Genomic DNA, 26,022 nt, shown 5'->3' on the forward strand with positions numbered 1-26,022 from the left:
CATTATCCGCTCATAACGGACGCCATCCGGAGATTGCCCCCGCGACACCGCGAACGCTTGCTAACGTCCTCTTCAAGCGCACTCTGTAGCCGTTCGAACACTCGGAGTGATTCATGTCGGCATCACGGCGCAAGGGTCGTCCGGGCACCCTCCCGCGCCCTTTCGCGGTCCTGTTCGCGCTGGCCCTCGCCGGGGCGACCGCGGTGGCGATCACCCTGCTGCCCGCGCGAGCCACGCTCCAGCTCACCGTCCCCAGCCCGGCGCCGCCGTCGCCCGCGCCGTCACCGGCCCCGGCCCCGGCCCCGCTGCTGGGCCGGTCCACGTACGTCGGCTTCGTCGACACGGCAGCGGATCCGGGCTTCGACCTGCCGGCCGACGCGCGCCGCACCGGCGTGCGCTGGTACGCCCTCGGCCACCTGGTGGCGGGCCCGGACGGCTGCACCTCGCGGTGGGCCGGGCGGCTGGACTTCGGCCACGACCCGGTGGCCAACCGGATCGGCCGCCTGCGCGCCGTGGGCGCCGACGCCGGACTGATCTTCGGCGGTCCCGACGGCGGGGAGCCCGCGGCCACCTGCACCAGGCCGGGCGCCCTCGCCGCCGCCTACCGCCGCGTCGTGGGCGCCTTCGACGCCGGCTACATCGACTTCGACCTGCGTACCAAGAGTGCGGATCACACGGCGACGGCGGTCCGGCGGGCGCGGGCCATCAGGGCGATGCAGCAGGAGCGGCGGCTGCGGGTCAGTTTCACCCTGCCGCTGCGGCCGTACGGGCTCGCCACCCGCGACCTGGACACGCTGCGCCTCACCCGCGAGGCGGGAGCCGACGTCGGGGCCGTCAACCTGCTGGCCGACATCGAGCCGCACGGCGCTCCCGAGGGGAGGATGCAGCGGATCGCGGTGGCCCTGCACGCGGCGCGCACCCAGCTCGCGCGGGTGTACGACCTGGCCGATCCGGACCACGCCTGGGGGCGGCTGGCGCTGACCTGCGTACTGAAGGATCGGGACGACCTGAGCGAGACCGACGCCCGCAAGCTGGCGGCCTTCGCCGACCGCTACGGGCTGGCCTGGCTGTCCGCGCGGGGGGTGGACCCCGGGCCCGGCGTCACGCGGATTCTGTGGCGCATGCCCGACCGAACTATAGGATTTCCTGGGGAAGGGCGGCTTTTGATCCGTTAGGGGGATGCCGGGGTGGCCACGAGGCCGGAGACGGCGAAGAAGATCCTTCTGCGCTGGATGTACGGCTCGATGGCCTTTTTCGGGCTCTTCCTTGCGGGATTCGTCATCACCGCCACCGTGCAGGGCCTCGTCTCCCCGCCTGTCATGCTCACCGTCCTGGTCTGCCTGGCGAGCGTGCTGGTGCTCTACTGCCTCATCCTCAGAGACGCCTTCGACGACCGGCCGCGCCCCGTGCTGAAGCTGACCGCGGGCGCCCTGCTCACGGCGGCCATGCTGCCGCTGCAGGCGCTGAACCCGCTCGCCGGCACCGGGAGCTGGGAGACGATCGCCTTTGTCTGGCTCGCCTCGGCCGCGCTGTACCTGCCGCTCTGGTCGATCCTCACCGTCGGCGCCGCCCTCACCGCCGCGCTCACCGTCTATGTCTCGGCCGCGACCGACTTATCGTGGCAGGGCGCGCTGATGACCTACGCCCTCACCGCCCTGCTGTGGCCCGGGGCGACGTGGGTCTGGTGCTGGCTGTGGCGGACCATCAGGGACGCGCATGACAGCCAGGCGGCCAAGGCCAGGCTCGCCGTGTCGGAGGAGCGGCTGCGCTTCGCCCGCGACCTGCACGACCTGCTCGGCCACAGCCTCTCGGTCATCACCCTCAAGAGCGAGCTGTCGGCCAAGATGGCCACCAAGGACGCCGCCAGGGCCGCGACCGAGATGTCGGAGGTGCGGCGCCTGGCCGGGGAGTCACTGGCGGAGGTGCAGGTGGCCGTGGACGGCTATCGCTCGCTCGACCTGGACGAGGAGCTGACCGGGGTGCGCGCCGCGCTGGAGGCGGCCGGCGCCCGCTGCACGATCGAGGCCAGGGCCGACGAGCTGTCACCCCCCGCCCGTACGCTGCTCGCCTGGGCGGTCCGGGAGGGGGCGACCAACGTGCTGAAGCACAGCCGGGCGACGCGGTGCTCGATCACGATCGACGGCGGGGTGCTGGAGATGCGCAACGACGGCGTGAAGGCGCCGGCCGCCGACACAGGCAAGGAAACAAGCAGCGACACAGGTAGCGGCCTGCGCGGGCTCGCCGAGCGGATGGCCACCGCGGGTGGCTCGTTCTCCGCCACGTCCACGCCGGCCGGGGAGTTCGTGCTGCGAGCCGAGGTGCGGGCATGAGGAAGGCCACCAAACTCAAGGCCACCAAGTTTGACAAGGTCCGCTGGCTCCTCCTGTACACCTCCGACCTTGCGCTTCTGCCGGGCCTGATCGGCGTCCTCGACGTCTACTACCGCTGGCAGCGGGGGCTCCCGGTGCCGGTGGCCGTCCTCGCCGTCGCGTTCGTCCTGAGCGTGATCGTGCTGGCCTCCCGATCGCTCAGGATCGCCGTCAGAGGCGGGCCTCGGCCCACCGGGATGCTGGCGGTCGCCGGGACGATGGTCCTGCTGCTGGCCGTGTTCCCGATCCTGTTCGTGATGCCGGTGTGGCTGGCGATGGCGGCGCCCTTCATCCGCAGGCGCACCCTGCTGCTGCTGGCCCTCGCCTCCGTCGCGTTCGTCACCGTGTACGAAGCGCTGGTCAACGGCTTCAACCTGCCGGTGCTCCTCCTGCAGGTCGTGCTCACCGTGATCGTCGTCGGCGGCGTGCTGGCGAACCTGTGGCTGTGGCGGATCGCCAGAGAGGCGCACGAAGGGGAGGAGGCCAAGGCGCTGCTGGCCGTGTCGGAGGAGCGGCTGCGCTTCGCCCGCGACCTCAACGACCTGCTCGGGCAGAGCCTGACCGACATCGCGGCCCGGACGGCGGGCGCCGAGCAGGCCCTGCGCGCCGACCCGGAGGCCGCCGCGCGCGAGATGTTCGAAGTCCGCGACCTGGCCAGGCAGACGCTCCGCGAGGTGCGCCAGACCGTGCAGAGCTACCGGGCGCTGGACCTCGGCGAGGTGCTCGCCAGCGTGCGCGCGGTGCTGGAGGCGGCCGACGTGCGCTGCACCGTGGACGCCGAGGCGGGCGAGCTGCCCGCCGAGACCCGTACCCTGCTCGCCACCGTGGTCCGCGAGGGAGCGACGAACGTGCTCAAGCACAGCAAGGCCGAGCACTGCACGATCACCATCAAGGAGGGGATCCTGGAGATGTCCAACGACGGCGTCAGCGGCCCGGCGGGCGAGCACGCCCCCAACGGCCTGGGCGGTCTGGCGCAGCGCGTCATCACCGCGGGCGGCGCGCTCTCCGCGGCGCCCACCCCCGAGGGCGCCTACGTGCTCCGGGTCGAGGTGCCGGCATGACGACCCGCGTGCTGCTGGCCGACGACGAGCACCTCATCCGTGGCGCGATCGCCGCGCTGCTCGACCTGGAGGACGGGATCGAGGTCGTCGCCCAGGTCGGCAGGGGCGACCAGATCCTGGCCGCGGTCGCCGAACACCGGCCGGACGTGGCCGTCCTGGACATCGAGATGCCCGGCATGGACGGGCTCAGCGCCGCCGAACAGATCAGCTCCCTGTGCAAGATCGTGATCCTGACCAGCCTGGGCCGTCCCGGTTATCTGCGCCGGGCGATGGCGGCGGGGGTGAGCGGGTTCCTCGGCAAGGACGCCTCGGCCGAGGAGCTGGCCATGGCGATCCGCAAGGTGCAGTCCGGCGGCCGCTATCTGGACGCCGAGCTGGCCGCCGCCGCCATGGCGGCGGGCGACAGCCCGCTCACCGACCGCGAGCGGGACGCGCTGCGACTGGCGGGCGACGGCCACACGATCGCCAGGATCGCCGCCGACCTGCACCTCACCGAGGGCACCGTACGCAACTATCTGTCGAACGCGATGACCAAGCTGAACGCCCAGAACCGCCTGGAGGCCATCCGCACCGCCCAGCGTATGGGCTGGCTCTAGTTGCGTCACCACTGTCGGGTTGATCAGTTCGTCCATGATGCCCATGGCTGGTCCCCTGTTCATGGCCGGGCAGCCCTCAGGCCGCCCGGCCGGTGATGAGTCAGACGGGGTCGATCGCGAGGTCGGTGACCTGGTCGTCCTTGATGCCGAACACGAACGCGAAGGACAGAGGCCCGCCGGGGAACTCACCGTCCCCGGAGGCCACCAGACGGTCGCCCGCGAACGAGGTCGGCGTGATCACGATCTTGGGGTTGATCAGGTGCCCCTGGATCCACTCGCGGATCTCGGCCTCGCCGGCGTAGGTCGTCCCGTCATCGCGCACGGTGGCCCCGTCGCCGAAGACCGCGGCCAGCGCGTTCGCGTCGTGCGCGTTGGTGGCCGCGATGAAGTTCTCGACAGCCTTGGGCAGGGTGATGTCGTCCATTTCTGCTCTCCGGTCTTCTCGGGTGCCAGGACGCGGGCGCGTCCTAGTACGTCCCTGCAGCACCTCAGCAGCACGATGACGATGCGGGCGGCGACCCGCCACGGGCCGTGCAGCGCGGTGACCAGCTCGAGGTGCCGAGCAGGGGTCAAGTCGGCATAGACATGCGCGGGGCGCATACTGATGAAGGCTTCGTCGGGTCGGTTGTGTGTGGTAACTCAATCCACCCCGCCGAGGCTCCTCACGTTCGCGGCAAGGTCAACTCCCGCGAGTTACAGACACAACTTCTGGCAACAGGCTTAGAAGTCCGCACCGCGCGAGAGCTTTTCGTTCGCGCGCAGCTCCGCGAGTGCGTTCTCGTGCATCGCAACAACGACGTCGTAGCCAGAGTTGCCGAGCACGATCCGTTGCGGCGGAACGGGTGCGTTCATCGCGCGGATCACGGCCTGCACTCCGCGTTCAGGGTCACCCGCTTGCTTGCCGTTATGTTCCACGAACGCCGCCTTGACGCCCTCGACCAGCGGCACGTAGGCGTCGACGGTCTCGTTGACGGGCTCGTTCTGGAAGCCGGCGAAAGCCTTGGTGCGGAACGCTCCCGGCTCTACGACGAGCACGCGCACACCGAACGGCTCAACTTCATGGCGCAGTGTCTCCGACAGTCCTTCGAGCGCGAACTTCGCCGCCGAGTAGTAGCCGAACCCCTGTGCGCCGACGAGGCCTGCCACCGACGACATGTTCACGATCCAGCCGTCGCCGCGTGCCCGCATACCTGGCAGGACCGCGCGCATCACCTCGACCACGGCGAACAGGTTGAGGTCGAACGTGCGGCGGACCGTCTCGTCAGGGGCCCCCTCAACCGAGCCGAACCAGCCACGGCCCGCGTTGTTGACGAGCACGTCGATCCCGCCAAACCGCTCCTCTGCCGTCTTGACCGCGGCACGCACCTGCTCGGCATCGGTGACATCGAGCTGGAGAACCAGCACACGGTCGCCGTGCGGTTCAGCCCATTCCTGCAGTTCAGAGGGCCGACGCGCTGTCACCACCACCTGATCGCCCTGTTCCAGTGCAGCCTCGGCATAGACCAGGCCGAACCCTCCGGGCGTCCCACCAGTGACGAACCAAGTCCTCATGGACTTCTCCTCTCGCTATAGCGAGCAATGTAGCGCTATATAGGCTACTGTAGCAAGCATGCAGAACGCACGGGATCGACTCCTGCTCGCCGCGGCGGAGTTGCTGGAGGGCGGCGGCACGGTGTCCACGAGGGCGGTGTGCGAACGCGCCGGGGTGCAGGCCCCGACGCTGTACCACCACTTCGGCAGCAAGCAGGGCCTGATCGACGCCGTGCTGAACCACGGCTTCACCCAGTACACGGCGGTCGAGAGCTCTGGCAACCCGCTGGACGACCTGCGCGAGGGCTGGGACAGGCACGTGCGGTTCGGGCTGGAGCACCCGTCGTTCTACGGGCTGCTTTACGGCCGCGCCGAGCCGGGAAAGCCCTGCGTCGTCACCGCTCCCGCGCACGCCGCGTTGCGCGAGCGGTTGACCGCCGCCGCCGTCCAGGGCCTGCTCAAGGTGCCAGCGGACGAAGCCGCCGAACAGGTGCTTGCCGCCAACGTCGGCATCACGCTCACCTTGATCAGCCAGCCGGAGCCGGACTTCGGGCTGTCCGGACGCGTCCGCGAGGCCGCGCTGGCCGGAGTCCTGCACACGCCCTCCGCCGACGCCCCCGCGACCCGTGCGAGCGCCGCACTGACGTTGCGTGCGCTGGTCGGCAACGACCCGGGCGACCTCACCCCTGGCGAACGCGCGCTGCTCGGCGAGCTGCTGGACCGCCTGGCCCGCTAAGGCCTGTCTGACAAATGATCACGGTGGATGCGGTTAGATAATCGCTCGTGGTGCGACGAGGCGAGCTGACCGACAAGGCTTGGCAACGGATCGAGCCCCTGCTGCCCGCGACGGACGGCAGGGGACGGCCCTGGCGTGATCACCGCGAGGTCATCAACGGGATCTTGTGGCGGTTGCGGACCGGATCGCCCTGGCGCGACATCCCCGAGCGCTACGGTCCCTGGCAGACCTGCTATGAGCGGTTCAAACGCTGGGACCAAGACGGCACCTGGGCCAGGATTCTGGAAGATCTACAGGTCAAAGACGACTCTCTCGGGACGGTCGAGTTGACCGTCAGCATCGACTCGACCATCGCCCGCGCGCACCAGCACGCCGCCGGAGCCCAAAAAGGGGGACAGCGGTGAGACGATTGATGCGAAAGCCTCCCAAAGACGACAAGCCCTCGGGCGCTCCCGTGGCGGACTCACCACCAAGCTCCACCTGATCACCGAACCCCGTGGCCTGCCGCTGACCGTGCATCTGACCGGCGGCAATGTCGTGGACTGCACCGCCTTCGAAGCGGTGATGGCCACCTTCCGGCTGCGTCTCCACATCGGCCGGCCCCGCACCCGCCCAGCTCGTCTGCTGGGCGACAAGGGCTACTCCTCCAAGAAGATCCGCCTGTACCTGCGGCGACGCGGTATCCAGGCGGTCATCCCCGAACGCAAAGACCAGATCGCCAACCGCAAGCGCAAGGGCAGCCGGGGAGGTCGCCCTTTCGCCTTCGACGCGATCACCTACAAAGAGCGCAACCTGGTCGAGCGTTGTTTCGCCAAGCTCAAGCAGTGGCGAGCCATCGCCACCCGCTTCGACAAGCTCGCCAGCCGCTACCTCGCAGGCGTCATCCTGGCATCCGTCATGCTCTGGCTCCGCCATTTTGAATTGTCAGACAGGCCTTAGGCGCGGGTGAGCCCCATGTCTAGGCGCGGGTGAGCAGCGCCACGCACTCCACGTGGTGGGTCATCGGGAAGGCGTCGAAGGCCCGCAGGTCCGTCAGCGGGTAGCCGCGCTCGGCCAGCCAGGCCAGGTCGCGGGCCAGGGTGGCCGGGTCGCAGGAGACGTACACGATCCGCTGCGGGGTGAGCGAGGCGATCCGGTCCACCACGTCACGGCCCAGCCCCGTCCGGGGCGGGTCCACCACCACGAGGTCGGCGCGTTCGATCTGGAAGCGGTCGAGCGCCTCCTCCACCCGTCCTCGCTCCACCCGCGCCTGCGGCAGGTCACGGAGGTTGGCGCGGGCGTCGCGGACGGCCGCGGACTCCGACTCCAGCCCGAACACCGCGCCCTCGGCCCCCACACCCTCGGCCAGCCCGGCGGCGAACAGGCCGACGCCGCAGTAGAGGTCGAGGGCCCACTCCCCCGGCTCGGGCGCGGCGTAGGTCAGCACGGCGTCCAGGAGGGTCTCGGCGGCGCCGGGATGCACCTGCCAGAAGCCGCTGCCGGCCACCCGGAACTCGCGGTCGCCCACCCGCTCGCGCAGCACGCCCGAGCCACGCCTCGGGACGGTACGGCCCTTGCCCTGGTCGAGCAGGATGGAGGCGTCCGCGTCGAGATCGGGGACGGCCACGCTGCGGCGGGGCCGCGGCGCGACCACGACGGCCCGGTCGCCGCCGGCCGAGGCGATCACCTCGACCGCGACGGCTCCCGGCCACTCGTGACCCTCGGCGCCGACGGCCTCCACCTCGGGGTGCGCGATCAGGCAGGCGTCGATCGGCTGGATGTCGTGCGAGCGGTGCTTGCGGAGGCCCAGCCGGCCGTCGGGCAGTGCGGCGAACTGGACGCGGGTGCGCCAGCCGAGCCCGTCCTTGGCGCCCGGCACCTCCTCGACGACGACCTCCCGCTCGACGCGGGCCAGCCGGCGCAGCTGCTCGGCGACCACCTCGCCCTTGAGCCGTCGCTGAGCCTCCAGGGTGGCGTGCTGCCAGTCACAGCCGCCGCACCGCCCCGGGCCCGCGTAGGGGCAGGGCGGGACCACGCGGTCGGGGGACGCTTCGAGGATCTCCACGGCGTCGGCCCTGAGGAAGCGGGTGGTCTCCTCGGTCACCTCGACCCTGACCCGCTCCCCCGGCAGGGCGTGCCGGACGAAGACCACGCGCCCTTCGTGGCGTGCCACACACCAGCCGCCATGGGCGACCGGACCTACTGTCAGCTCGAGAGATACCTGTTCCACAGAGACACCCTATGCCCTGACCTGCCCGGCTACTTTCACCGATCGATCGACTACCCTGAGTGATCGTGGACAGGGGTCGGGTGGTGCGGCGGGGGCTCGGATTCGGGGGGACGCTGCTGGCCACACTGTTCTTCTGCGCCTCGCTGACGCCGTCGCTGCTCCCGCGCACCTGGCTCTACCAGGGGCTGATGGGCGGGATCACCGCGCTGCTCGGCTACGCGCTGGGCGCCGTCGCCGGGGCGGGCTGCCGGGCGCTGCTGCGGGGGCGCCTGCCGACGTCACGGTGGCGGCGGACGGCCTGGCGGGTCATGCTCGCCGGCTGCGCGATCCTGACGGCGGCGGCGCTGTGGTACAGCTTCGACTGGCAGCGCGACCTGCGCTCGCTGATGGGCATGGACCCCGCCATCAGCTGGTCCGCGCCGGTCATCCTCGCCGTGGCCGTCGCGTTCTTCGCCGCCTTCCTGCTGGTCGCCCGGCTGATCCGGCTGGGCGCGCGCAAGCTCGTCGCCTGGCTGGGCCTGTTCGTGCCCTCCTATGTCGGCCACGTCATCGGGGTGCTGCTCGTCGCCTTCCTGGTCTCGGTCTTCGCCAGCGACGTGCTGTTCTCCGGGTTCGTCACCACCATCAGCGACGTGTCGTCGGTGGCAAACTCCGGCACCCAGCCCGGTGTGCGGCGCCCGACGTCCGCCACGCTGTCCGGCGGGCCGGGGTCGCTGGTGAGCTGGGAGTCGCTGGGCAGGGAAGGCCGCACGTTCACCGGCACCGCCACCACGCCCGCCAGGCTGGCCGCGTTCTCCGGCGGCGGGGCGGTCGAGCCGATCAGGGTCTACATCGGCCTGGACGCCGCCTCCTCACCGCGTGACCAGGCCGCGCTGGCCGTGCGCGAGCTGGAGCGCACCGGCGCGTTCGAGCGGCCGGTGCTGGCCGTGCTCGGCACGACGGGCACCGGCTGGGTCGACCACGGCATCGCCGACACGCTGGAGTACATGTACAACGGCGACTCGGCCATGGTCGCGGTGCAGTACTCCTACCTGCCGAGCTGGGTGTCGTTCCTGGTCGACAGGGGCAAGGCCGCGAGGGCCGGGGTGGCGTTGTTCGAGGCGGTGCGCACCAGGTGGGCGGCGCTGCCCGCCGATGACCGGCCCAGGCTGGTGATCTCCGGTGAGAGCCTGGGCTCCTTCGAGCTGGAGAACGCCTTCCGCGGCCTCGCCGACTTGGCGGCCAGGACCGACGGCGCGCTCTTCGTCGGACCGCCGAACGCCAATCCCATCTGGCGGGCCCTCACCGACGGCCGCGACCCGGGCAGCCCGCTGTGGCGGCCCGTCTACGACTCGGGCCGGACCGTCCGCTTCGCGCAGCGGCCCGCCGACCTGTGGCGACCGCCGGGCCCGTGGCCGCATCCCCGCGTGGTCTATCTGCAGAACTCCTCCGACCCGGTCGTCTGGTGGTCGCCCGCGCTCGTCTACGACCGGCCCGGCTGGCTGGAGCCGCCCCGCGCGCCCGGCGTCAACCCGCAGATGAACTGGTTCCCGCTGGTGACGTTCTGGCAGGTCCTGGTCGACATGATCGCCGCACGGTCCGTCCCGCCCGGCCACGGCCACCGGTACGGCCCCAACATCGTGAACGGCTGGGCCGCGGTCGCCGCGCCGCAGGGCTGGAACGAGGCCGACACCGCCAGGCTGCGCGCGCACATCAGCGCGTCCTGACGCCCCCGTCGCCGTCGCGCCCGTTGTTGCCCGACCGGCGTCCCCGGCCCGGGACGAGCGGCTCGCGGCGGCCCTGGAGCCGGTCGGAGGAGTGCAGCTGCCACGGCACGCTGGTCACCATCACGCCCGGCTTGAACAGCAGGCGCGCCTTGAGCCTGAACGCGCTCTGGTTGTGCAGCAGGTGCTCCCACCAGTGGCCGACGACGTACTCGGGGATGAAGACGGTCACCACGTCGCGCGGGGAGCGGCGGCGCAGGCTCTTGACGTAGTCGAGGATCGGCTGGGTGATCTCCCGGTACGGCGAGTCCAGCATCTTCAGCGGCACCTGGATGCCGCGCCGCTCCCACTCCTCCTGCAGCGCCCGCGCCTCCTTGCCCTCCACCCCCACGGTGATCGCCTCCAGCGTGGACGGCCGGGTGGCGCGGGCGTAGGCCAGGGCCCGCATCGTGGGCTTGTGGATCTTGGAGACCAGGACGATCGCGTGGTTGCGGGCGGGCAGCATCGACTCGTCGTACTCCTCGGTGATCTCCAGCTCGGCCGCGACGTTGTCGTAGTGGCCACGGATGGCCTTCATCATCAGGAACAGGATCGGCATGGCGATGCACACGATCCAGGCGCCGACGACGAACTTGGTGACCAGCACCACGATGAGCACCAGCCCGGTCATGACCGCGCCGAAGAAGTTGATCATGCGGGAGCGGTGCATCTGGTGGCGCGGCTTCAGATCCACCTCGGTCTTCAACCGGCGGGTCCAGTGGATCACCATGCCGGTCTGGCTGAGGGTGAAGGAGACGAAGACGCCGACGATGTAGAGGTTCAGCAGCCGGCTGACGTCCGCCTGGAAGCCCCACAGCAGCAGGCAGGCCGCCAGGGCCAGGATGATGATGCCGTTGGAGAAGGCCAGCCGGTCGCCGCGGGTGTGCAGTTGGCGGGGCAGGAAGCGGTCCTGGGCCAGGATGGAGGCGAGCACCGGGAAGCCGTTGAAGGCGGTGTTGGCCGCGAGGAACAGGATGAGCGCGGTGACCCCCGAGATGATCACGAACGGCATCGACCCGCCGCCGAAGACCGCGTCGGCCACCTGCGAGATGATCGGCTGCTGGTGATAGTCGGGGCCGACGGGGGTGCCGTCCGCCCGCAGCAGGGCGGTGGCCGCCACGGAGGGCTCGGCCACCTTCACGCCGGAGGCCAGCCCCAGCGCGATGATGCCGCCGAACATGGTGATCGCGATCAGGCCCATCATGAGCAGCGTCGTGGCGGCGTTGCGGCTCCTGGGCTTGCGGAAGGCCGGCACGCCGTTGCTGATGGCCTCGACGCCGGTCAGCGCGGCGCAGCCGGTGGAGAAGGCGCGCAGGATGAGGAAGGCCGCGGCGAAGGCCGTCAGGTCGGTCTGCTCGGCCACGATGCCGAACTCGGCGCTGGGCGCGTGCAGCTGCTCGCCGAGGGCGACCGTCCGGAAGCCGCCGATGGCGATCATTGCGAGCACCGAGAACATGAACGCGTAGGTCGGGATGGCGAAGGCCCCGCCCGACTCGCGCAGGCCGCGCAGGTTGACCACGGTCAGCAGGATCACGATGCAGATGGCGACCGTGGGCTTGTGCTGGGCGACGAAGGGAATGGTGGCGCCGACGTAGTCGACGCCGTTGGCCACCGACACCGCGACGGTCAGCACGTAGTCGACCATCAGGGCGCTGGCCACGGTGAGGCCGGCGTTCTGCCCGAGGTTGGTGGTGGCGACCTCGTAGTCGCCGCCGCCGCTGGGGTAGGCGTGCACGTTCTGCCGGTAGGAGGCGACGACGGTGAGCATGACCACGACGACGGCGATCGCGATCCACGGGCTGTAGGCGTAGAAGGACACGCCCGCGAGGGACAGGATGACCAGGATCTCCTGCGGCGCGTAGGCCACCGACGAGAGAGCGTCGCTGGCGAAGACCGGCAGGGCGATGCGTTTGGGCAGCAGTTGCTCGTGAAGCTGGGCGCTGCGCAGCGCCCGCCCCACAAGCACGCGTTTGAGGAGATCGGTTCCCTTCACCACGTAACGAGATGCTAGCCGCACGAAGTGCGACATCAGACGACGCGCTCCCCCGGCAAGCCATACTGGTGTCGAGCAACCGGCCGACCGCGAAGTGCGGGGGAGTATGCATATTGTGATCATGGGATGTGGCCGGGTCGGATCGACTCTGGCGCACATCCTCGAGGACAACGGCCACTCGGTCGCGATCATCGACCGGGATCCCCAGGCGTTCCGCCGCCTGCGTGCCGGATTCCGGGGCCGCCGGGTGACCGGCGTCGGTTTCGACCGGGGCGTGCTCATCGACGCGGGCATCGAGTCGGCGGCGGCCTATGTGGCCGTCTCCAGCGGTGACAACTCCAACATCATCTCGGCCCGGGTCGCCCGCGAGACGTTCGGCGTGGACAACGTGGTGGCCCGCATCTACGACCCCCGGCGTGCCGAGGTCTACCAGCGGCTGGGCATCCCCACGGTGGCGACCGTGCGGTGGACGGCCGACCAGGTCATGCGCCGCATCCTGCCGGAGGGGGCCGAGCCGCTCTGGCGTGACCCGACCGGCACCGTGGTCCTGGCCGAGGTCACCGTCAACCCCGCCTGGATCGGCACCCGCGTCGTGGACCTGGAGGCGCGGACGCGGGCCCGTGCCGCGTTCCTCAACCGCATGGGCGAGGCCGTGGTCATCACGGGCACCACCATGGTGCAGGAGGGCGACGTGCTGCACGTCATCGCCGCGGAGAGCGACATGGACCGGATCAACAAGGTGCTGGCCGCGGCACCGGAAGAGGACGAGTGATGCGCGTCGCCATCGCCGGAGCCGGGGCGGTGGGCCGGTCCATCGCGGCCGAGCTCCTGGAGAACGGCCACGAGATCCTGCTCATCGACTCCGATCCCCGGGCCATCAAGATAGACAGCGTGCCGCGCGCCGAGTGGCTGCTGGCCGACGCCTGCGAGATCGCGTCGCTGGACGAGGCGGGTCTGAACAACTGTCATGTGGTCGTCGCCTCCACCGGCGACGACAAGGTCAACCTCGTGGTGTCGCTGCTGGCCAAGACCGAGTACGGCGTGCCGCGCGTGGTGGCCCGCATCAACCAGCCGAACAACGAGTGGCTGTTCAACGAGTCGTGGGGCGTCGACGTGGCCGTCTCGACGCCACGCCTGCTGAGCGCGCTGGTCGAGGAGGCGGTGAGCGTCGGCGACCTGGTGCGGCTGATGACGTTCAGGCAGGGCCAGGCCAACCTGGTCGAGCTCACGCTGGCCGAGGACGCGCCCGTGGTGGGTCAGCGGGCCGGCTCGGTGCCGTGGCCGACGGACACGGCGCTGGTGGCGATCCTGCGCGAGGGCCGGGTGATGGTGCCGAGCGCCGACGACCCGCTGGAGGCGGGCGACGAGCTGCTGTTCGTCGCCAACCAGGAGATGGAGCAGGAGCTGGCGCACCTGCTCTCCCAGCACTGAGAGGTACGGGGCCCGCACGCGGACTTCGGGCCCCAAGGCGAAGGGTACGGATCCGCGGCGGATCCGTACCCTTTGCTGCTGTGAGGCGGGTCAGGCTGGGGCGACCGGCGGTTTGATCGGTGTGCGCCCCTTGCCGAGCACCCACACCATCGCGGCCAGCGCCGCCACCTGGAGCGGCCAGCCCATCGCGATCTTGGCGAAGCCGAGCGCCGCCACCGCCTGGTCGCCGCCGTAGAGGTAGACCGGCAGCTGCACGGCCACCCGGACCACGCAGGGGATCATGAGCAGCCAGGTCAGCTTGACGCAGAGCCTGACGATGCCGGGATCCTTGCGCCAGCCGACCGGGTCGTTGGTCACCGAGCCGATCAGGAAGCCGACGACGGGCCAGCGGGTCACGATGGAGACCAGCATGGCGACGGCGTAGCCGGCGTTGTAGAGAATGCCGGGCAGGAAGTAGTCTTTCGCGTCGCCGGTGCGGCTGGCGAAGAACGCCCCGATCGCGATGCCGATCAGGGCGTTGATGACGAACTGCGGCGTCGACCGCTGCGCGATCCGGACAAGCAGGAGCACCACCGCCAGAGTGATGCTGATGATGAGCGACAGGCGCAGCTCTTCGGTGATGATCCAGGTCAGCGTGAAGGCGATCGTCGGCACCGCCGCCTCGACGATGCCGCGAAAGCCGCCGAACGCCTTGGCGAGCTGGGCTCGCACCGCCGACTCGACGGTGTCGTGGGCGACCTCTCCGGCCTCGGCACTCACCTGATCAACTCCCTGGGCGCAACTCGTATCGAGGATTGAACATGACCTTGCGCCCGTCCTGGATGCTGACGAGCCCTTCGGCCTTGACCGGGCGGCCGGGTTCGATCCCGGCGATCCGGCGGCGGCCGAGCCACACCAGGTCGATCACGTCCGACCCGTCGTAAAGCTCCGCTTCGAGAGCGGGCGCGCCGCCCCGCGGGCGGAGCGTCACCGTACGCAGCGTACCGGCTACACAGAAGCGGCGGCGGCCGCCACACGAGGCGATAGGGGTCGCGCCGGCCTCGTCGGCGCCCTCCCGCAGCTCCTGTGCCTCGATTTCGGACTGGCTGGAGGCCAGCCGACTGAAGAAGCCGCGCAATCCTCCGCGTTTCGGAGGCTCTGCCGTACTCATGATGAATCAGCCTATGTGATGGCGGCGCGTCAGCGAGTCTCGGTGATCTCAGGTCCTCGTTTGAACGGGTTGACGGGCTCCTCTTCGACCTCGTCGGCCGGATCGGTGGGCCGGCGCAGCGGGATGGACTCCTCGCGGGCCATCGGCTCGTCGCCACGCACGACCACGATGTCCTTGACGAAGTCGAGGAAGGCCTCGGCCACCTGGTCGTCCACCGCGGCCCTGCCGTTGACGACGGCGAGCAGGAACCAGCGCGGCCCGTCGATGCCGATGTAGCGGGCGGGCCTCGTGGCGCCCTCGACCGTCACCTGGCCGGCCAGCTCGACGCCGAACACGCCCTCCCGCTCCTCCAGCGTCTTCGCGCCGGCCTTGATCTTGGTCCTGATCTCCTCCCACAGGCCGCCCGACTTGGGCGCGGCCAGTGCCTGGAGCTGCAGCGAGCTCTCCTCCCACAGCACCACGACGCCGACGTGCTGGTCTCCCACGGAGGCCAGCCGGACGTCGAACGCCGAGTTGTGGGGCAGGCGGAGACCGCCCAGGTCGATCCTGTCGTGGTCAGGGTGCGGCTCGTCGGCGTCCCACGGCCCCCACTCGCGCGTGGGGGTCGCGACGGTTTCCCCGGCCGCGTGCTTGGCCTGCTCACGACGGCGTCGTCGGAACACTTCGTTTCACTCTCCCTGGAATCAACGTCCTGTCGAACCGTGCCCGCCGGCGCCGCGCGGGGAGGCCGGCAGGCTCTCCACCTCGCGGAAGGCGGCCCGTTCGACTCGCTGGAAGACGAGTTGGGCCAGCCTGTCGCCACGGCGCAGCCGGAACGACTCCTTGGCATCGGTATTGATCATTGTGACCTTGATCTCGCCGCGGTAGCCGGCGTCGACCGTGCCCGGCGCGTTCACCAGAGTGACGCCGTGCCGCGCGGCCAGGCCGGACCGGGGATGCACCAGGGCCACGTAGCCGTCGGGCAGCGCGATCGCCACACCCGTGCGGATGACCGCCCGCTCCCCCGGCAGCAGCTCGGCGTCCTCGGCCGCGTGCAGGTCCGCGCCGGCGTCGCCCGGGTGGGCGTAGGAGGGCACCGGCAGCTCGGGATCGAGCCGCTGGATGAGAACCTCCACGTCGCGCACCGGAGCTTCTTCGCCGGTCCCGCCGGTCCGCTCGCTCACAGGCTCACCTCGTGGTCCTGGTGTCTGCCTCAAGGTACGCCTTCCCGGCGGGGATCCCGGTGCACCGGTCCGCCGGGTGGAGTGTCGTGCCGACGGGAACAGGACGGTGCGCCTTCGGCCGTGAGGAGTCAGGCGGCGACGTGGTCGCCAAGGAACAGGTCACGGGTGACGAGGTTACTCCGTGTCAGCGCCATCTCGACCCGCCGCGCGGGATTCGCGGCCGTCGGACTCATCCCCGGCGGGCTGGTCGTCGGGCTCACCGCCGGCGGGCTCGCTGTCGGGCTCGCTGTCGGGCTCACCGTCGGCGGGCTCGTCGCCCGGTGGGCCCGGTGGACCCGATGGCACGGCCAGCACGTCTGACGGCGCCGGCAGGGCCAGGGGATCGGATCTCAGCTCCGGCAGCGCGCGGTAGATCACCGCGGCCACCGGAACGGCGACCACGGCCCCGGCGATGCCGGCCAGGATGCCGCCGACGGCCAGCACCAGGATGATGGCGAGCGGGTGGAACCGCAGCGCCCTGCCGACGATCAGCGGCTGGAGCACGTGGTTCTCCAGTTGCTGCTCGATGACCAGGATGCCGACGAAGATCAGGGCGTAGACGATCCCCTTGGCGCCCAGGGTGACCAGGGTGGCGACCGTGCCGGCGAAGAAGATGCCGACGATCGGGATGAAGCTGGCGAAGAAGATGAGCACGGCGAGCGGCGCCCAGAGCGGCACGCCCATGCCCGCCAGCACGATGCCCATGACCACGCCGTGCACGGCGGCGACGATCACACTGCCCTGCACGTAGTGCGACAGGGTGGTCCAGGCCGCTCGGCCGGCCCGGTCGACCCTCGGCGACATCCGGCCGAACCCCTTGAGGAACCACGCCCAGATCCGGTCGCCGTCCTTGAGCAGGAAGAACGTCACGAACAGCATCAGCACGATGGACGCGAGCACCTCGACGGCGACGGCTCCGGCGCTCAGCACCGTGCCGGTGATGGCCGTCCGCTGGGCGTCGATCATCGACACGACGTTGTTGACGTAGTCGGTGATCTGCGCCTCTTGCAGGTGCAGCGGGCCGGTCGTCAGCCACTCCTGCACCTCGGCGACGGTGACCTGGACCTGCTTGACCAGGTTGGGGAACTCCTCGGTGGCGCGAGCGCCGACGAGCCAGCCGGTGCCCATGATCACCGCCAGCGCGGCGATCATGGTGATCCAGGTGGCCCAGATGGACCGCATGCCCGCCTCGCGCAGACTCCGGGTCAGCGGGAAGAGCAGCGCCGTCAGCAGCAGGGCGATGGCCACCGGCAGCGCCACGAAGCTGAGCCTCGCGACGGCTCCGGCGAAGTAGAACAGGACGATGCCGATGAGGATCAGGCACGCGCTCCATGCGGCCATCCGCGCCAGTACGGGTGGCACGAGTTTGGTTCCGCGGTCGCTCAGCACGGTTCCAGACTGGCACGTCAGAGCCGCGGATGCGCGCGGTTAAATGATCGGGTCTGGCAGGGCACGGCGCCGCCGTGCCCTGCCGCCGTGCCCTGCCGCCGGGCGTCAGGTCAGCGACACCTCGACTGTCGTCGTCTCGCCGTACGCCAGCACGAACTCCTCGACGTTGCCCGCGGCGCACAGGTCGTCCTGCGCGAGCCGGACCAGCTCGGCCAGCGGAGAGGTCACCGTGAGGCAGGAGACCTCGGCCCGCATGGACAGCTTGGCCTCGGACTTGGCCCTGCGGACCTGGCGCAGCACCTCGGAGGCCGCCTCCAGCACCGCCGGGTCGCCGGTCCCCGGCTCGGTGGCGGGCCAGCGCGCCTGGTGCACCGAGCCCTCGCGCCACCAGGACCACACCTCTTCGGTGACGAACGGCAGGAACGGCGCGAACAGCCGCAGCAGCACGTCGAGCGCCTGCCGCAACGCCGCGTGCGCCGAGGCCGCCGCCGGGCCGGGTTCGTACGCCCTGGCCTTGACCAGCTCCAGATAGTCGTCGCAGAACGACCAGAAGAACCGCTCGATCGCCTCCAGCGCCCGGGTGTGCTCGTAGCCGTCGAACGCCTCGCCCGCCTCGCGCACCACGCCGGCCAGCGCCGCCAGCATCGACAGGTCGACCGGCTCGGTGACCTCGCCCACGGACCGGTCGTCGCCCATGCTCAGCACGAACTTGGACGCGTTGAGGATCTTGATCGCCAGCCGTCGCCCGATCTTGAGCTGGCCGGCGTCGAAGGCGGTGTCGACGCCGTACCGGCCGCCCGCCGCCCAGTAGCGGACCGCGTCGGAGCCGTGCTGCTCCAGCAGGTCCATCGGGGTGACCACGTTGCCCTTGGACTTGGACATCTTCTTGCGGTCGGGGTCGAGGATCCAGCCGGAGATGGCGACGTCGCTCCACGGCACGTCGCCGAACTCCAGATGCGACCTGACCACGGTCGCGAACAGCCAGGTCCGGATGATCTCGTGGGACTGCGGGCGCAGGTCGGCCGGGAAGACCCGCTGGAACAGGTCGTCGTCGGTCTCCCAGCGCCCGGCGATCTGCGGGGTCAGCGACGAGGTGGCCCAGGTGTCCATGACGTCGGGGTCGGCCACGAACCCGCCGGGCACGCCCCGCTGCTCCGGCGTGTAGCCGGGCGGCGTGTCGGAGGACGGGTCGATCGGCAGCAGCTCCTCGGGCGGCACGATCGGCTCGTCGTAGCGCGGCCGGCCGGACTCGTCGAGCCGGTACCACACCGGGAACGGCACGCCAAAGAACCGCTGCCGGGAGATCAGCCAGTCGCCCGCGAGACCCTGCACCCAGTTGTCGTAGCGCACCCGCATGTGCGGCGGGTGCCAGGCCAGCTCGCTGCCCCGCGCCAGCATCCGCTCGCGCAGCGCCTCGTCGCGCCCGCCGTTGCGGATGTACCACTGCCGGGTGGTGACGATCTCCAGCGGCTTGTCGCCGCGCTCGTAGAACTTCACCGTGCGCTTGACCGGGCGCGGGTCGCCGTCCAGGTCGCCGGACTCGCGCAGCAGCTCCACGATCCGCTCGCGGGCGCTGTGCACGGTCTTGCCCGCCAGCTCTTTGTACGGCTCCGGCTCGACGTCGTCGGGCGGCTCGGGCAGCAGCCGGCCGTCCCAGCCGATGACGGGCCGGGTGGGCAGGTGGAGCTCGCGCCACCACGTCACGTCGGTGATGTCGCCGAAGGTGCAGATCATCGCGATGCCCGAGCCCTTGTCGGGCTCGGCCAGGTGGTGGGCCAGGATCGGCACCTCGACGCCGAACAGCGGCGTCAGCACCGAGGTGCCGAACAGCGCCTGGTAGCGCTCGTCGTCGGGGTGGGCGACCAGGGCCACGCAGGCGGGGATGAGCTCGGGCCGGGTCGTCTCGATCCAGACCGGCCCCTTCTCGCCGTAGAAGGAGATCCGGTGGAAGGCGCCGGGCCACTCCCGGTCCTCCAGCTCGGCCTGGGCGACGGCGGTGCGGAAGGAGACGTCCCACAGCGTCGGCGCCTCGGCGAGGTAGGCCTCGCCGCGGCGCAGGTTGCGCAGGAACGCCCGCTGGGAGACGCGGCGTGAGTCGTCGCTGATCGTGGTGTAGAGCAGCGACCAGTCGACCGACAGGCCGACCCGCCGCCACACCTCCTCGAACGCCTGCTCGTCGATCTCCGTCAGCTTGTGGCAGAGCTCCACGAAGTTACGCCGCGAGATGGAGACATCGCGTTTGCCGGGCTTGTCCGGTGGCACGAAGTCGGGGTCATAGGGCAGCGACGGGTCACAGCGGACGCCGTACACGTTCTGCACGCGACGCTCGGTCGGCAGGCCGTTGTCGTCCCAGCCGATCGGGTAGAACACCGACTTGCCCAGCATGCGCTGGTAGCGGGCCATGATGTCGGTGTGGGTGAAGGAGAAGACGTGGCCGACGTGCAGGGAGCCGGAGACGGTGGGCGGCGGCGTGTCGATCGAGTAGATCCGCTCACGCGGCTGGGACCGGTCGAACCGATAGGTGCCCTGCTCCTCCCAGCGGGCTACCCATACCTGCTCCAGGCCGTCGAGAGTCGGTTTCTCGGGCATGAGCGGATGGCGTAGGCGCTGTTCAGTCATGCCTCCTTATGGTACGGCTTGCCGGGCCCGGCAAGCGTTAGAGACTAGGGTTCGTTATCTGAGGGAAGGGAGAAGTTCTCATGGCGGATGAGAGGCCTGACGTCGCCTGGCGAGTGATCGGCGCTGCGGTGGGGCTGGTGACCGCGTGGGGGGCGCGTAAGCTCCTCGGGCTCGCCTGGGTGAAGGCGACCGGCAAGGAGCCGCCCATCGACCCGGACTCGCCCGAGGTCTCCATGGGCGAGGCGATCGGTTACGCCGTGGTGATGGGCGTGGGCATGTCGGTGGCGCAGATCGTGGTCAACCGGACCGCCAAGAAGCGCTATGACTCATGGCGGGCGCTGAAGCAGGTGTCTCCAAGGCAGTGAGAAACTCGCTGGCCCAGCGGTCCACGTCGTAGGTGGCGACCCGGCGGCGCATCGTGCGCATGCGCCGGGCCAGCTCGTGCGGCGTGGCCCGCATCGCGGCCATCATCTGGCGCTTGACGTCCTCCACGTCGTAGGGGTTGACCAGGAACGACTGCCGCAGCTCGTCGGCCGCGCCGGCGAACTCGCTGAGCACCAGCGCGCCGTGCAGGTCGTGGTGGCAGGCGACGTACTCCTTGGCGACCAGGTTCATCCCGTCGCGCAGGGGCGTGACGACCATGACGTCCGCCGCCAGGTAGAGCGCGGCGAGCTCCTGCTTGCCGTAGGACTGGTGGAAGTACTGGATCGGCTGGTTGCCCAGCACGGAGTTCTCGCCGTTGATCCGGCCCACCTGCAGCTCGATGTCGTCGCGCAGCCGCCGGTACTCCTCCACCCGCTCCCGGCTGGGGGTGGCGATCTGCACGAACACCGCCTCGCCGGGGCCGATACGCCCGTCCTTGAGCAGCTCGCCGAAGGCCTCCAGGCGCTGCCCGATGCCCTTGGTGTAGTCGAGCCGGTCCACGCCGAGCAGCACGTGCTCGGGGTCGCCGAGCTCCATCCGGATCTCCTTGGCCCGGGAGATCACCTGCGGCTCGCGTACCATCGAGTCCAGCTCGCCGAAGTCCACCGAGATCGGGAACGCCTGGGTGGTGACCACCCGGTCCTCCAGGAAGATCTCGTTGCCCTTGTACGGCACGCCCAGCAGCCTGCGGCACAGCCGCCGGAAGTTCGACGCGCCGCCCGGGAGCTGGAAGCCCACCAGGTCGGCGCCGAGCAGCCCTTCGACCAGCTCCCTGCGCCAGGGCAGCCGCCAGAACAGCTCCACCGGCGGGAACGGGATGTGCAGGAAGAATCCGATGCGCAGGTCCGGCCGGAGCTTGCGCAGCATCGCGGGCACGAGCTGGAGCTGGTAGTCCTGCACCCAGACGACGGCGCCCTCCTCGGCGGCCTCGGCGGCCGCGATGGCGAAGCGCTCGTTGACGGCCCGGTACGTCTCCCACATGGGCCGTTCGAAGATCGGCGGCGCGACCACGTCGTGGTAGAGCGGCCAGAGCGTGGCGTTGGAGAATCCCTCGTAGTACAGCTCGACCTCGGCGGCCGACAGCGGCACCGGGATCAGGCTCATGCCGTCCTGCTCGAACGGCTCCAGTACTTCGTCAGCCGCGCCGTGCCAGCCGAGCCAGGCTCCGTGACGGCGTTGCATCACCGGCGCGATGGCGGTGACCAGCCCGCCGGGGCTCCTACGCCATGAGGCCGTTCCGTCTTGCTCGACGTTCCGGTCCACCGGCAACCGGTTCGCGACGATCAGAAACGAGCTACGGCCAACCACCCAAGTCCTCCTCGCCTCATACTTCCGAAAGACGCGACGCGCGTCTCACAGCGGCTATCACCTGTTCCGGCCCCGCATGGGGAATGATCGCGGCGATATGGGCATCCGGCCTGATGAGCCATGCCTCATCGGGTCCTGCGCCGAGCCTCTCAGCGAGCGTGCCGGTCCCGTCCATCTCCGCGAGCCCGCGAACGGCGAGCGGCGCCGTAGTGACTTTGCCCAAGACCTGGGCAAACAAACCCGAATCGCACATTCCGCCCAGAAGCAGCAGGAATCCATCACGGCACAGCTCGCGCAGCCGTCCCCTGGGCAGCGGCACGTCGGGCACGATCACGCCGGGCGCCGGATCGCACAGCGCGCCCTTCGGCGGCCTGCCCCGGAACGGCCGCGCCGGCTCCGGTGTGGTGAGCGGCGAGTCCACGTACCAGAACGGCTCGGCGAAGCGGCCGGAGTCGACCTCGGCGGCGTCGCCGCCCGCCCGGCAGGCCTCCAGCGCGGCCCGCCTGCGGGCCCGCTCGCCCTCGGTCCTCGGCGCGAGGAAGCGCATGGTGGCGGCCGTGACCTCCAGGTTCTCCCGCGCCGCCGCGTGACGCTCGTCGTGGTAGCTCTCCAGGAGCTCCTCCGGCGCCCAGCCGTTCAGCACGAACGCCAGCTTCCAGGCGGCGTTCTCGGCGTCGGGCACGCCCGAGTTGAGGCCGCGGGCGCCGAACGGGGCCACCAGGTGGGCGCAGTCCCCGGCCAGCAGCACCCGGCCCACCCGCATGCGGGAGGCGATCCGCGAGTGGAAGCGGTAGGTCGTCTGCCAGAGCAGGTCGTAGTCGCGGTCCCCGATGATCTGCCGGATCCTGCGCGCCACGTCCTGACCTGTCGGGATGAAATGCGGGGGGATCTGCCAGTCGATCCTGTACGTGCCCTCGGGGCAGGGATGGATGAGCACCTGCCTGCCCGGATTCCACTCCGGGTCGAAGTGGAAGCGGCGCTCGTGCTCCCAGCCGGGCAGGTCGGCCCGGATGTCGCAGATGAGGAACTGGTCGTCGAACGACTCACCGTCGAAGCGCACCCCGAGCGCCTGCCGGAGCCCCTGGGCGCGCGCACCGGCGCACACGACGGCGTACGGCGCCCGCAGCGTCCGGTCCCGGCAGCGCACGGTGACGCCCCCGTCGTCCTGCTCCAGGCCGGTCACCCGGTGGTCCCAGCGGACCTCCACCAGCGGCTGCGCGGCGATGGCCGCGTCGAGGATCTGCTCGGTGCGCGTCTGGGAGATGTTTACGCACGGCGGCAGCGGCCCCTGGGTGTCGAAGGTCCACGACAGCAGCTCTTCGCCCCGGTAGTAGGTGCGGGCGGTGGTCCAGGCCAGCCCCTCCTCGGCGATCCGGCCCGCGCCGGCGGCCGACCAGATGTCGAGCACGTCACGCTGCTGGCAGATCGACTTGGACCCGGCGGGCCGGCGGCCGGGTCGCTCGTCGAGGACCAGCACCGGCACGCCCCAGCGGGCCAGCAGCAGGGCCGCGCTCTGCCCGACCGGTCCCGCGCCCACCACGATGACCTGCTCACCGACGGCTGCCGTCATGCCTGCAGCAACTCCCACACCTCGCGATCGCGCTCCGCCGTCCACACCCGTGGCCGCTCCACCCCGTCCAGCTCGTCCCACAGCCGCGAGACGTTGAACGGCAGGCAGTGCTCGAAGATCGGCCAGGCGCCGTAGCGAGGCGCGAGCGCCCGGTGGGCGCCCTCGAACGCCTCCTTCAGCGTGCCGCCCCTGCCGTGCGCCGCGCCGACCTCGGTGAGCATGACGCGCAGGAAGTCACGGGTCTGCGCGACCGCCGCCGCCACCTCCCGCTCGCCGCGCGCCACCGCTCCCCTGCCGCCGACCAGGACCCGCGCCCCGAACGACGCGACCCGGTCGAGCGTGGCCCCGGCCCAGTCGCGGTGGAAGGCGTCACCGGTGTAGAGGGCCGCCTGGGACTCCACCAGGTCCCCGGCGAACAGCACGCCCTGCCTCGGCAGCCACGCCACCAGATCGCCCTCGGTGTGGCCGCGCCCGCAGTGCGCCAGCACCACCTCGCCCCGGTCACCGCCGAGCTGGATGGTGAACGTGTCGCTGAACGTCGCCGTGGGCCAGGTCAGCCCGGGGATGGAGGAGGGCTCCTTGAACAGCCGGGGCATCCGGCCGTACTCGCTCGCCCAGTCCTGCTCCCCGCGCTCGGCGATCAGCTCGCGGGTCTTGTCGTGCGCCACGATCACCTCGGCGCCGAACGCCGAGGCGCCCAGGACCCTGACCGCGTGATAGTGCGACAGGACCAGGTATCTGACCGGCTTGGCGGTGCGCTGCCGCAGCGTCGCGAGCCACTCGCGGGCCGCCACCGGCGTCGCCATGGCCTCGAAGCAGACCAGGAAGTCCTCTCCCTCGACGGCCCCCACGTTCGGGTCGCCCTCGGCCGTGAGCGCGTACACGCCCTCGGCGAGCTCCTCGAAGGAGCGCTGCTTGTCGCCCAGATCCGCGGACGAGGCGAACGGTTTGGGCATGGCCCCTCCTCGGGGGATCAGGCGTGACGGCGGGACTGGATCAGGTGGAAGCGGCCGGCGACGAAGCCGGGGTCGGTCAGCGAGGCCGTGGCGGCCGGGTTGGCGCCGGTGCCGTGATAGTCGGAGAACGCGGCCGCCTGGTTGACGTACACGCCGCCGGTGAGGTTGCACGACAGGTTGACGCCCGACTCCAGCGCCGCCTGTTCGGCCTCCGCCAGCACCGCGGGCGAGGTGGAGTAGACGGAGGCCGTCAGCGCGCCGCGCTCGGCGGTCGTACGGCGCAGCACGTCGAGGCTCTCGGCCGTCGAGCTGGTCGGGATGACGAACGAGATCGGGCCGAAGTGCTCGCGACCGTAGACGTCGGTACGCGAGGGGGCCACGCGGAGGATCGCGGGGGTGCGGATCACCGCCTCGGGGAAGTCCGGATGCCGCGGCGAGCGCGACGCGAGCACGGTCTTGCCGAGCTTGTGAGCGCTTTCCAGGCGCGACAGGACGTCCGGGCCGACGATCGCGCCGGTCAGCTCGACCGCCCGCGCGTCGTCGCCGAGCAGCTCGCCGACCGCGGCGGCGAGCCCCTCCGCGACCTCGTCGAAGCTCTTGTGCCCCTCGTCGGTGTCGATCCCGCCGAGGGGGATGAGGATGTTCTGCGGGGCGGTGCACATCTGGCCGCTGTAGAGCGACAGCGAGAACGCCAGGTTGCCGAGCATCCCGCGCCAGGAGTCGGTGGAGTCGACGACGACCGAGTTGACCCCGGCCTTCTCGGTGTGGACGAGGGCCTGGACGGCGTTACGCTCCAGCCAGTCGCCGAACTCGGTGGAGCCGGTGAAGTCGACGACGCGCACGGCCGGGTCGGTGGCGAGCTCGACCGCCAGCCCCCTGCCCTCCTCCGCGGCCAGCTGCACCAGCGCCGGATGGAAGCCCGCCTCGGCGAGGACCTCCCGGGCGATCCGCACGGTGATCGCCAACGGCAGGATGGCGCGCGCGTGCGGCTTGACGATCACCGGGTTGCCGGTGACCAGGGAGGCGAACAGACCGGGGTAGGCGTTGAAGGTCGGGAAGGTGCTGCAGCCGATGACCAGCGCGACGCCGCGCGGCACCACGGTGAAGCGCTTGTCCAGCACCAGGGGGCCGCCCTTGCCCGGCTTCTCCCAGCGGACGGCGGAGGTCGAGGCGGTCATGGCCGCGTAGGCGCAGGCCACGGCCTCCAGCGCCCGCTCCTGCGCGTGCGGCCCGCCGGCCTGGAAGGCCATCACGAACGCCTGCCCGGTGGTGTGCCGCACGGCGTGGGCGAGCTCGAAACTGTGCTCGTTGAGCCGGTTGACGATCTCGACGCAGGTGAGCGCGCGGACCTCGGGCCCGGCGTCGCGCCAGGCGGGCAGCGCCGCCTTGGCGGCGGCGGCCAGGCCCGGCGGGCACGGCTCGGGGTAAGTGACGCCCAGGTCCATCCCGTACGGGGAGCGCTCGGTGCCGATCCAGGCGCCGGTGGCCGGCTGGTCGAGCTCGAACGGCTTGCCGAGATGGTCCTCGAACGCCTGCTCGCCCCGCTCGGCCGAGCCCTCACCGTAGACGCGCGGGCTGGGCGAATCGGGGTAGGCGCTCCAGTAGCCACGCTGGGCGATCGCGGTCAGGGCCTTGTCCAGGGTCTGGCGATTGCGCTCGAACATCGTTGTTCACCCTCTAGACAGAAGATGGGCCGGACGGTTGCAGTATCTACCGAACATTCGGTCAGTTGGCAAGG

General features: G+C 70.7%; 24 protein-coding genes. 10 read left to right on the forward strand and 14 right to left on the reverse strand.

From position 1 onward, the window contains the following. Window positions 1–113: 113 nt before the first annotated feature. The 4 genes from ACTMTF_RS15820 to ACTMTF_RS15835 are packed head-to-tail and all read left to right on the forward strand — an operon-like array spanning window position 114 to window position 4,026. Window positions 114–1,175 carry a hypothetical protein gene (locus ACTMTF_RS15820; RefSeq protein ID WP_441111307.1) on the forward strand — a complete coding sequence of 354 codons (1,062 nt, stop codon included), beginning with the start codon at window positions 114–116 and terminating at the stop codon, window positions 1,173–1,175. Between the two features lie 12 nt (window positions 1,176–1,187). Next, the gene (locus tag ACTMTF_RS15825) at window positions 1,188–2,330 is read left to right on the forward strand and encodes a sensor histidine kinase (RefSeq protein ID WP_441111308.1); all 1,143 of its coding nucleotides are present in this window, start codon (window positions 1,188–1,190) and stop codon (window positions 2,328–2,330) included. After that, entirely contained in the window at window positions 2,327–3,430 is a 1,104-nt protein-coding gene (locus ACTMTF_RS15830) for a sensor histidine kinase (protein ID WP_441111309.1), read from the forward strand. The genes ACTMTF_RS15825 and ACTMTF_RS15830 overlap by 4 nt, the downstream gene beginning before the upstream one ends. Further along, a complete protein-coding gene (locus tag ACTMTF_RS15835; RefSeq protein WP_441111310.1) occupies window positions 3,427–4,026 on the forward strand; it encodes a response regulator transcription factor in 600 nt (199 codons plus the stop codon). The genes ACTMTF_RS15830 and ACTMTF_RS15835 overlap by 4 nt, the downstream gene beginning before the upstream one ends. Window positions 4,027–4,126: 100 nt before the next feature. Here ACTMTF_RS15835 and ACTMTF_RS15840 read toward each other — a convergent pair whose 3' ends face one another. Both ACTMTF_RS15840 and ACTMTF_RS15845 read right to left on the reverse strand, forming a co-directional pair. After that, window positions 4,127–4,450: a nuclear transport factor 2 family protein gene (locus tag ACTMTF_RS15840; RefSeq protein ID WP_354842435.1), complete on the reverse strand. Its 324-nt coding sequence runs from the start codon at window positions 4,448–4,450 to the stop codon at window positions 4,127–4,129. Between the two features lie 296 nt (window positions 4,451–4,746). Next, window positions 4,747–5,577, reverse strand: coding sequence for an SDR family NAD(P)-dependent oxidoreductase (locus ACTMTF_RS15845; RefSeq protein ID WP_441111311.1), 831 nt, complete (start codon window positions 5,575–5,577; stop codon window positions 4,747–4,749). Between the two features lie 58 nt (window positions 5,578–5,635). Between ACTMTF_RS15845 and ACTMTF_RS15850 the strand changes: the two genes are divergently transcribed. Next, a complete protein-coding gene (locus ACTMTF_RS15850; protein ID WP_441111312.1) occupies window positions 5,636–6,292 on the forward strand; it encodes a TetR/AcrR family transcriptional regulator in 657 nt (218 codons plus the stop codon). Between the two features lie 50 nt (window positions 6,293–6,342). After that, window positions 6,343–7,231 (forward strand): IS5 family transposase gene (locus tag ACTMTF_RS15855; RefSeq protein ID WP_441111313.1). Its coding sequence is split into 2 segments (ribosomal slippage): window positions 6,343–6,677 and window positions 6,676–7,231, totalling 891 coding nucleotides; the frame shifts between segments, so codons are not numbered across the junction. 19 nt (window positions 7,232–7,250) lie between these two features. Here the strand turns inward: ACTMTF_RS15855 and ACTMTF_RS15860 are convergent. Then, the gene (locus ACTMTF_RS15860) at window positions 7,251–8,501 is read right to left on the reverse strand and encodes a class I SAM-dependent RNA methyltransferase (RefSeq protein WP_441111314.1); all 1,251 of its coding nucleotides are present in this window, start codon (window positions 8,499–8,501) and stop codon (window positions 7,251–7,253) included. A gap of 65 nt (window positions 8,502–8,566) precedes the next feature. Between ACTMTF_RS15860 and ACTMTF_RS15865 the strand changes: the two genes are divergently transcribed. Further along, window positions 8,567–10,207: an alpha/beta hydrolase gene (locus ACTMTF_RS15865; RefSeq protein ID WP_441111315.1), complete on the forward strand. Its 1,641-nt coding sequence runs from the start codon at window positions 8,567–8,569 to the stop codon at window positions 10,205–10,207. Here the strand turns inward: ACTMTF_RS15865 and ACTMTF_RS15870 are convergent. After that, window positions 10,194–12,239 (reverse strand): APC family permease, encoded by a 2,046-nt coding sequence (locus ACTMTF_RS15870; RefSeq protein WP_441111316.1) that lies wholly within the window; start codon window positions 12,237–12,239, stop codon window positions 10,194–10,196. The genes ACTMTF_RS15865 and ACTMTF_RS15870 overlap by 14 nt on opposite strands. Before the next feature lie 103 nt (window positions 12,240–12,342). On the opposite strand from ACTMTF_RS15870, the gene ACTMTF_RS15875 reads away from it, so the two are divergent. Both ACTMTF_RS15875 and ACTMTF_RS15880 read left to right on the forward strand, forming a co-directional pair. Then, the gene (locus tag ACTMTF_RS15875; RefSeq protein WP_441111317.1) at window positions 12,343–13,008 is read left to right on the forward strand and encodes a potassium channel family protein; all 666 of its coding nucleotides are present in this window, start codon (window positions 12,343–12,345) and stop codon (window positions 13,006–13,008) included. Further along, the gene (locus ACTMTF_RS15880; protein ID WP_397002707.1) at window positions 13,008–13,667 is read left to right on the forward strand and encodes a potassium channel family protein; all 660 of its coding nucleotides are present in this window, start codon (window positions 13,008–13,010) and stop codon (window positions 13,665–13,667) included. Before ACTMTF_RS15875 ends, ACTMTF_RS15880 begins: the two co-directional genes overlap by 1 nt. Window positions 13,668–13,757: 90 nt before the next feature. Here the strand turns inward: ACTMTF_RS15880 and ACTMTF_RS15885 are convergent, their stop codons facing one another. The 6 genes from ACTMTF_RS15885 to valS form a co-directional block, all read right to left on the reverse strand. Next, a complete protein-coding gene (locus ACTMTF_RS15885) occupies window positions 13,758–14,426 on the reverse strand; it encodes a DUF3159 domain-containing protein (protein ID WP_441111318.1) in 669 nt (222 codons plus the stop codon). A gap of 4 nt (window positions 14,427–14,430) precedes the next feature. Next, window positions 14,431–14,817, reverse strand: coding sequence for an OB-fold nucleic acid binding domain-containing protein (locus tag ACTMTF_RS15890; protein WP_189140792.1), 387 nt, complete (start codon window positions 14,815–14,817; stop codon window positions 14,431–14,433). A 29-nt stretch (window positions 14,818–14,846) separates the two neighbouring features. Continuing rightward, window positions 14,847–15,479 carry a DUF3710 domain-containing protein gene (locus ACTMTF_RS15895; protein WP_441111319.1) on the reverse strand — a complete coding sequence of 211 codons (633 nt, stop codon included), beginning with the start codon at window positions 15,477–15,479 and terminating at the stop codon, window positions 14,847–14,849. Window positions 15,480–15,500: 21 nt separating this feature from the next. Beyond that, entirely contained in the window at window positions 15,501–15,980 is a 480-nt protein-coding gene (gene dut, locus ACTMTF_RS15900) for a dUTP diphosphatase (protein WP_397002713.1), read from the reverse strand. A 174-nt stretch (window positions 15,981–16,154) separates the two neighbouring features. Next, the gene (locus ACTMTF_RS15905; protein ID WP_441111320.1) at window positions 16,155–17,408 is read right to left on the reverse strand and encodes an AI-2E family transporter; all 1,254 of its coding nucleotides are present in this window, start codon (window positions 17,406–17,408) and stop codon (window positions 16,155–16,157) included. Between the two features lie 105 nt (window positions 17,409–17,513). Then, window positions 17,514–20,027: a valine--tRNA ligase gene (valS, locus tag ACTMTF_RS15910; protein ID WP_441111321.1), complete on the reverse strand. Its 2,514-nt coding sequence runs from the start codon at window positions 20,025–20,027 to the stop codon at window positions 17,514–17,516. An 80-nt stretch (window positions 20,028–20,107) separates the two neighbouring features. Here valS and ACTMTF_RS15915 point away from each other — a divergent pair, with 80 nt between their 5' ends. Further along, on the forward strand, window positions 20,108–20,392 hold the full coding sequence (locus tag ACTMTF_RS15915; RefSeq protein WP_397002719.1) for a DUF4235 domain-containing protein: 285 nt from the start codon (window positions 20,108–20,110) through the stop codon (window positions 20,390–20,392). Here the strand turns inward: ACTMTF_RS15915 and ACTMTF_RS15920 are convergent. The 4 genes from ACTMTF_RS15920 to paaN are packed head-to-tail and all read right to left on the reverse strand — an operon-like array spanning window position 20,325 to window position 25,948. After that, window positions 20,325–21,758 carry an alpha,alpha-trehalose-phosphate synthase (UDP-forming) gene (locus tag ACTMTF_RS15920; RefSeq protein ID WP_441111322.1) on the reverse strand — a complete coding sequence of 478 codons (1,434 nt, stop codon included), beginning with the start codon at window positions 21,756–21,758 and terminating at the stop codon, window positions 20,325–20,327. The genes ACTMTF_RS15915 and ACTMTF_RS15920 overlap by 68 nt on opposite strands. A 16-nt stretch (window positions 21,759–21,774) precedes the next feature. Continuing rightward, window positions 21,775–23,328: an FAD-dependent monooxygenase gene (locus ACTMTF_RS15925; protein WP_441111323.1), complete on the reverse strand. Its 1,554-nt coding sequence runs from the start codon at window positions 23,326–23,328 to the stop codon at window positions 21,775–21,777. Next, window positions 23,325–24,284: an MBL fold metallo-hydrolase gene (locus ACTMTF_RS15930; RefSeq protein ID WP_441111324.1), complete on the reverse strand. Its 960-nt coding sequence runs from the start codon at window positions 24,282–24,284 to the stop codon at window positions 23,325–23,327. The genes ACTMTF_RS15925 and ACTMTF_RS15930 overlap by 4 nt, the downstream gene beginning before the upstream one ends. Before the next feature lie 17 nt (window positions 24,285–24,301). Next, window positions 24,302–25,948: a phenylacetic acid degradation protein PaaN gene (paaN, locus tag ACTMTF_RS15935; protein ID WP_441111325.1), complete on the reverse strand. Its 1,647-nt coding sequence runs from the start codon at window positions 25,946–25,948 to the stop codon at window positions 24,302–24,304. Window positions 25,949–26,022 lie beyond the last annotated feature (74 nt).

It is taken from the genome of Nonomuraea sp. ZG12, assembly GCF_052068115.1.
In the GTDB taxonomy this organism is placed as follows: Bacteria; Actinomycetota; Actinomycetes; order Streptosporangiales; family Streptosporangiaceae; genus Nonomuraea.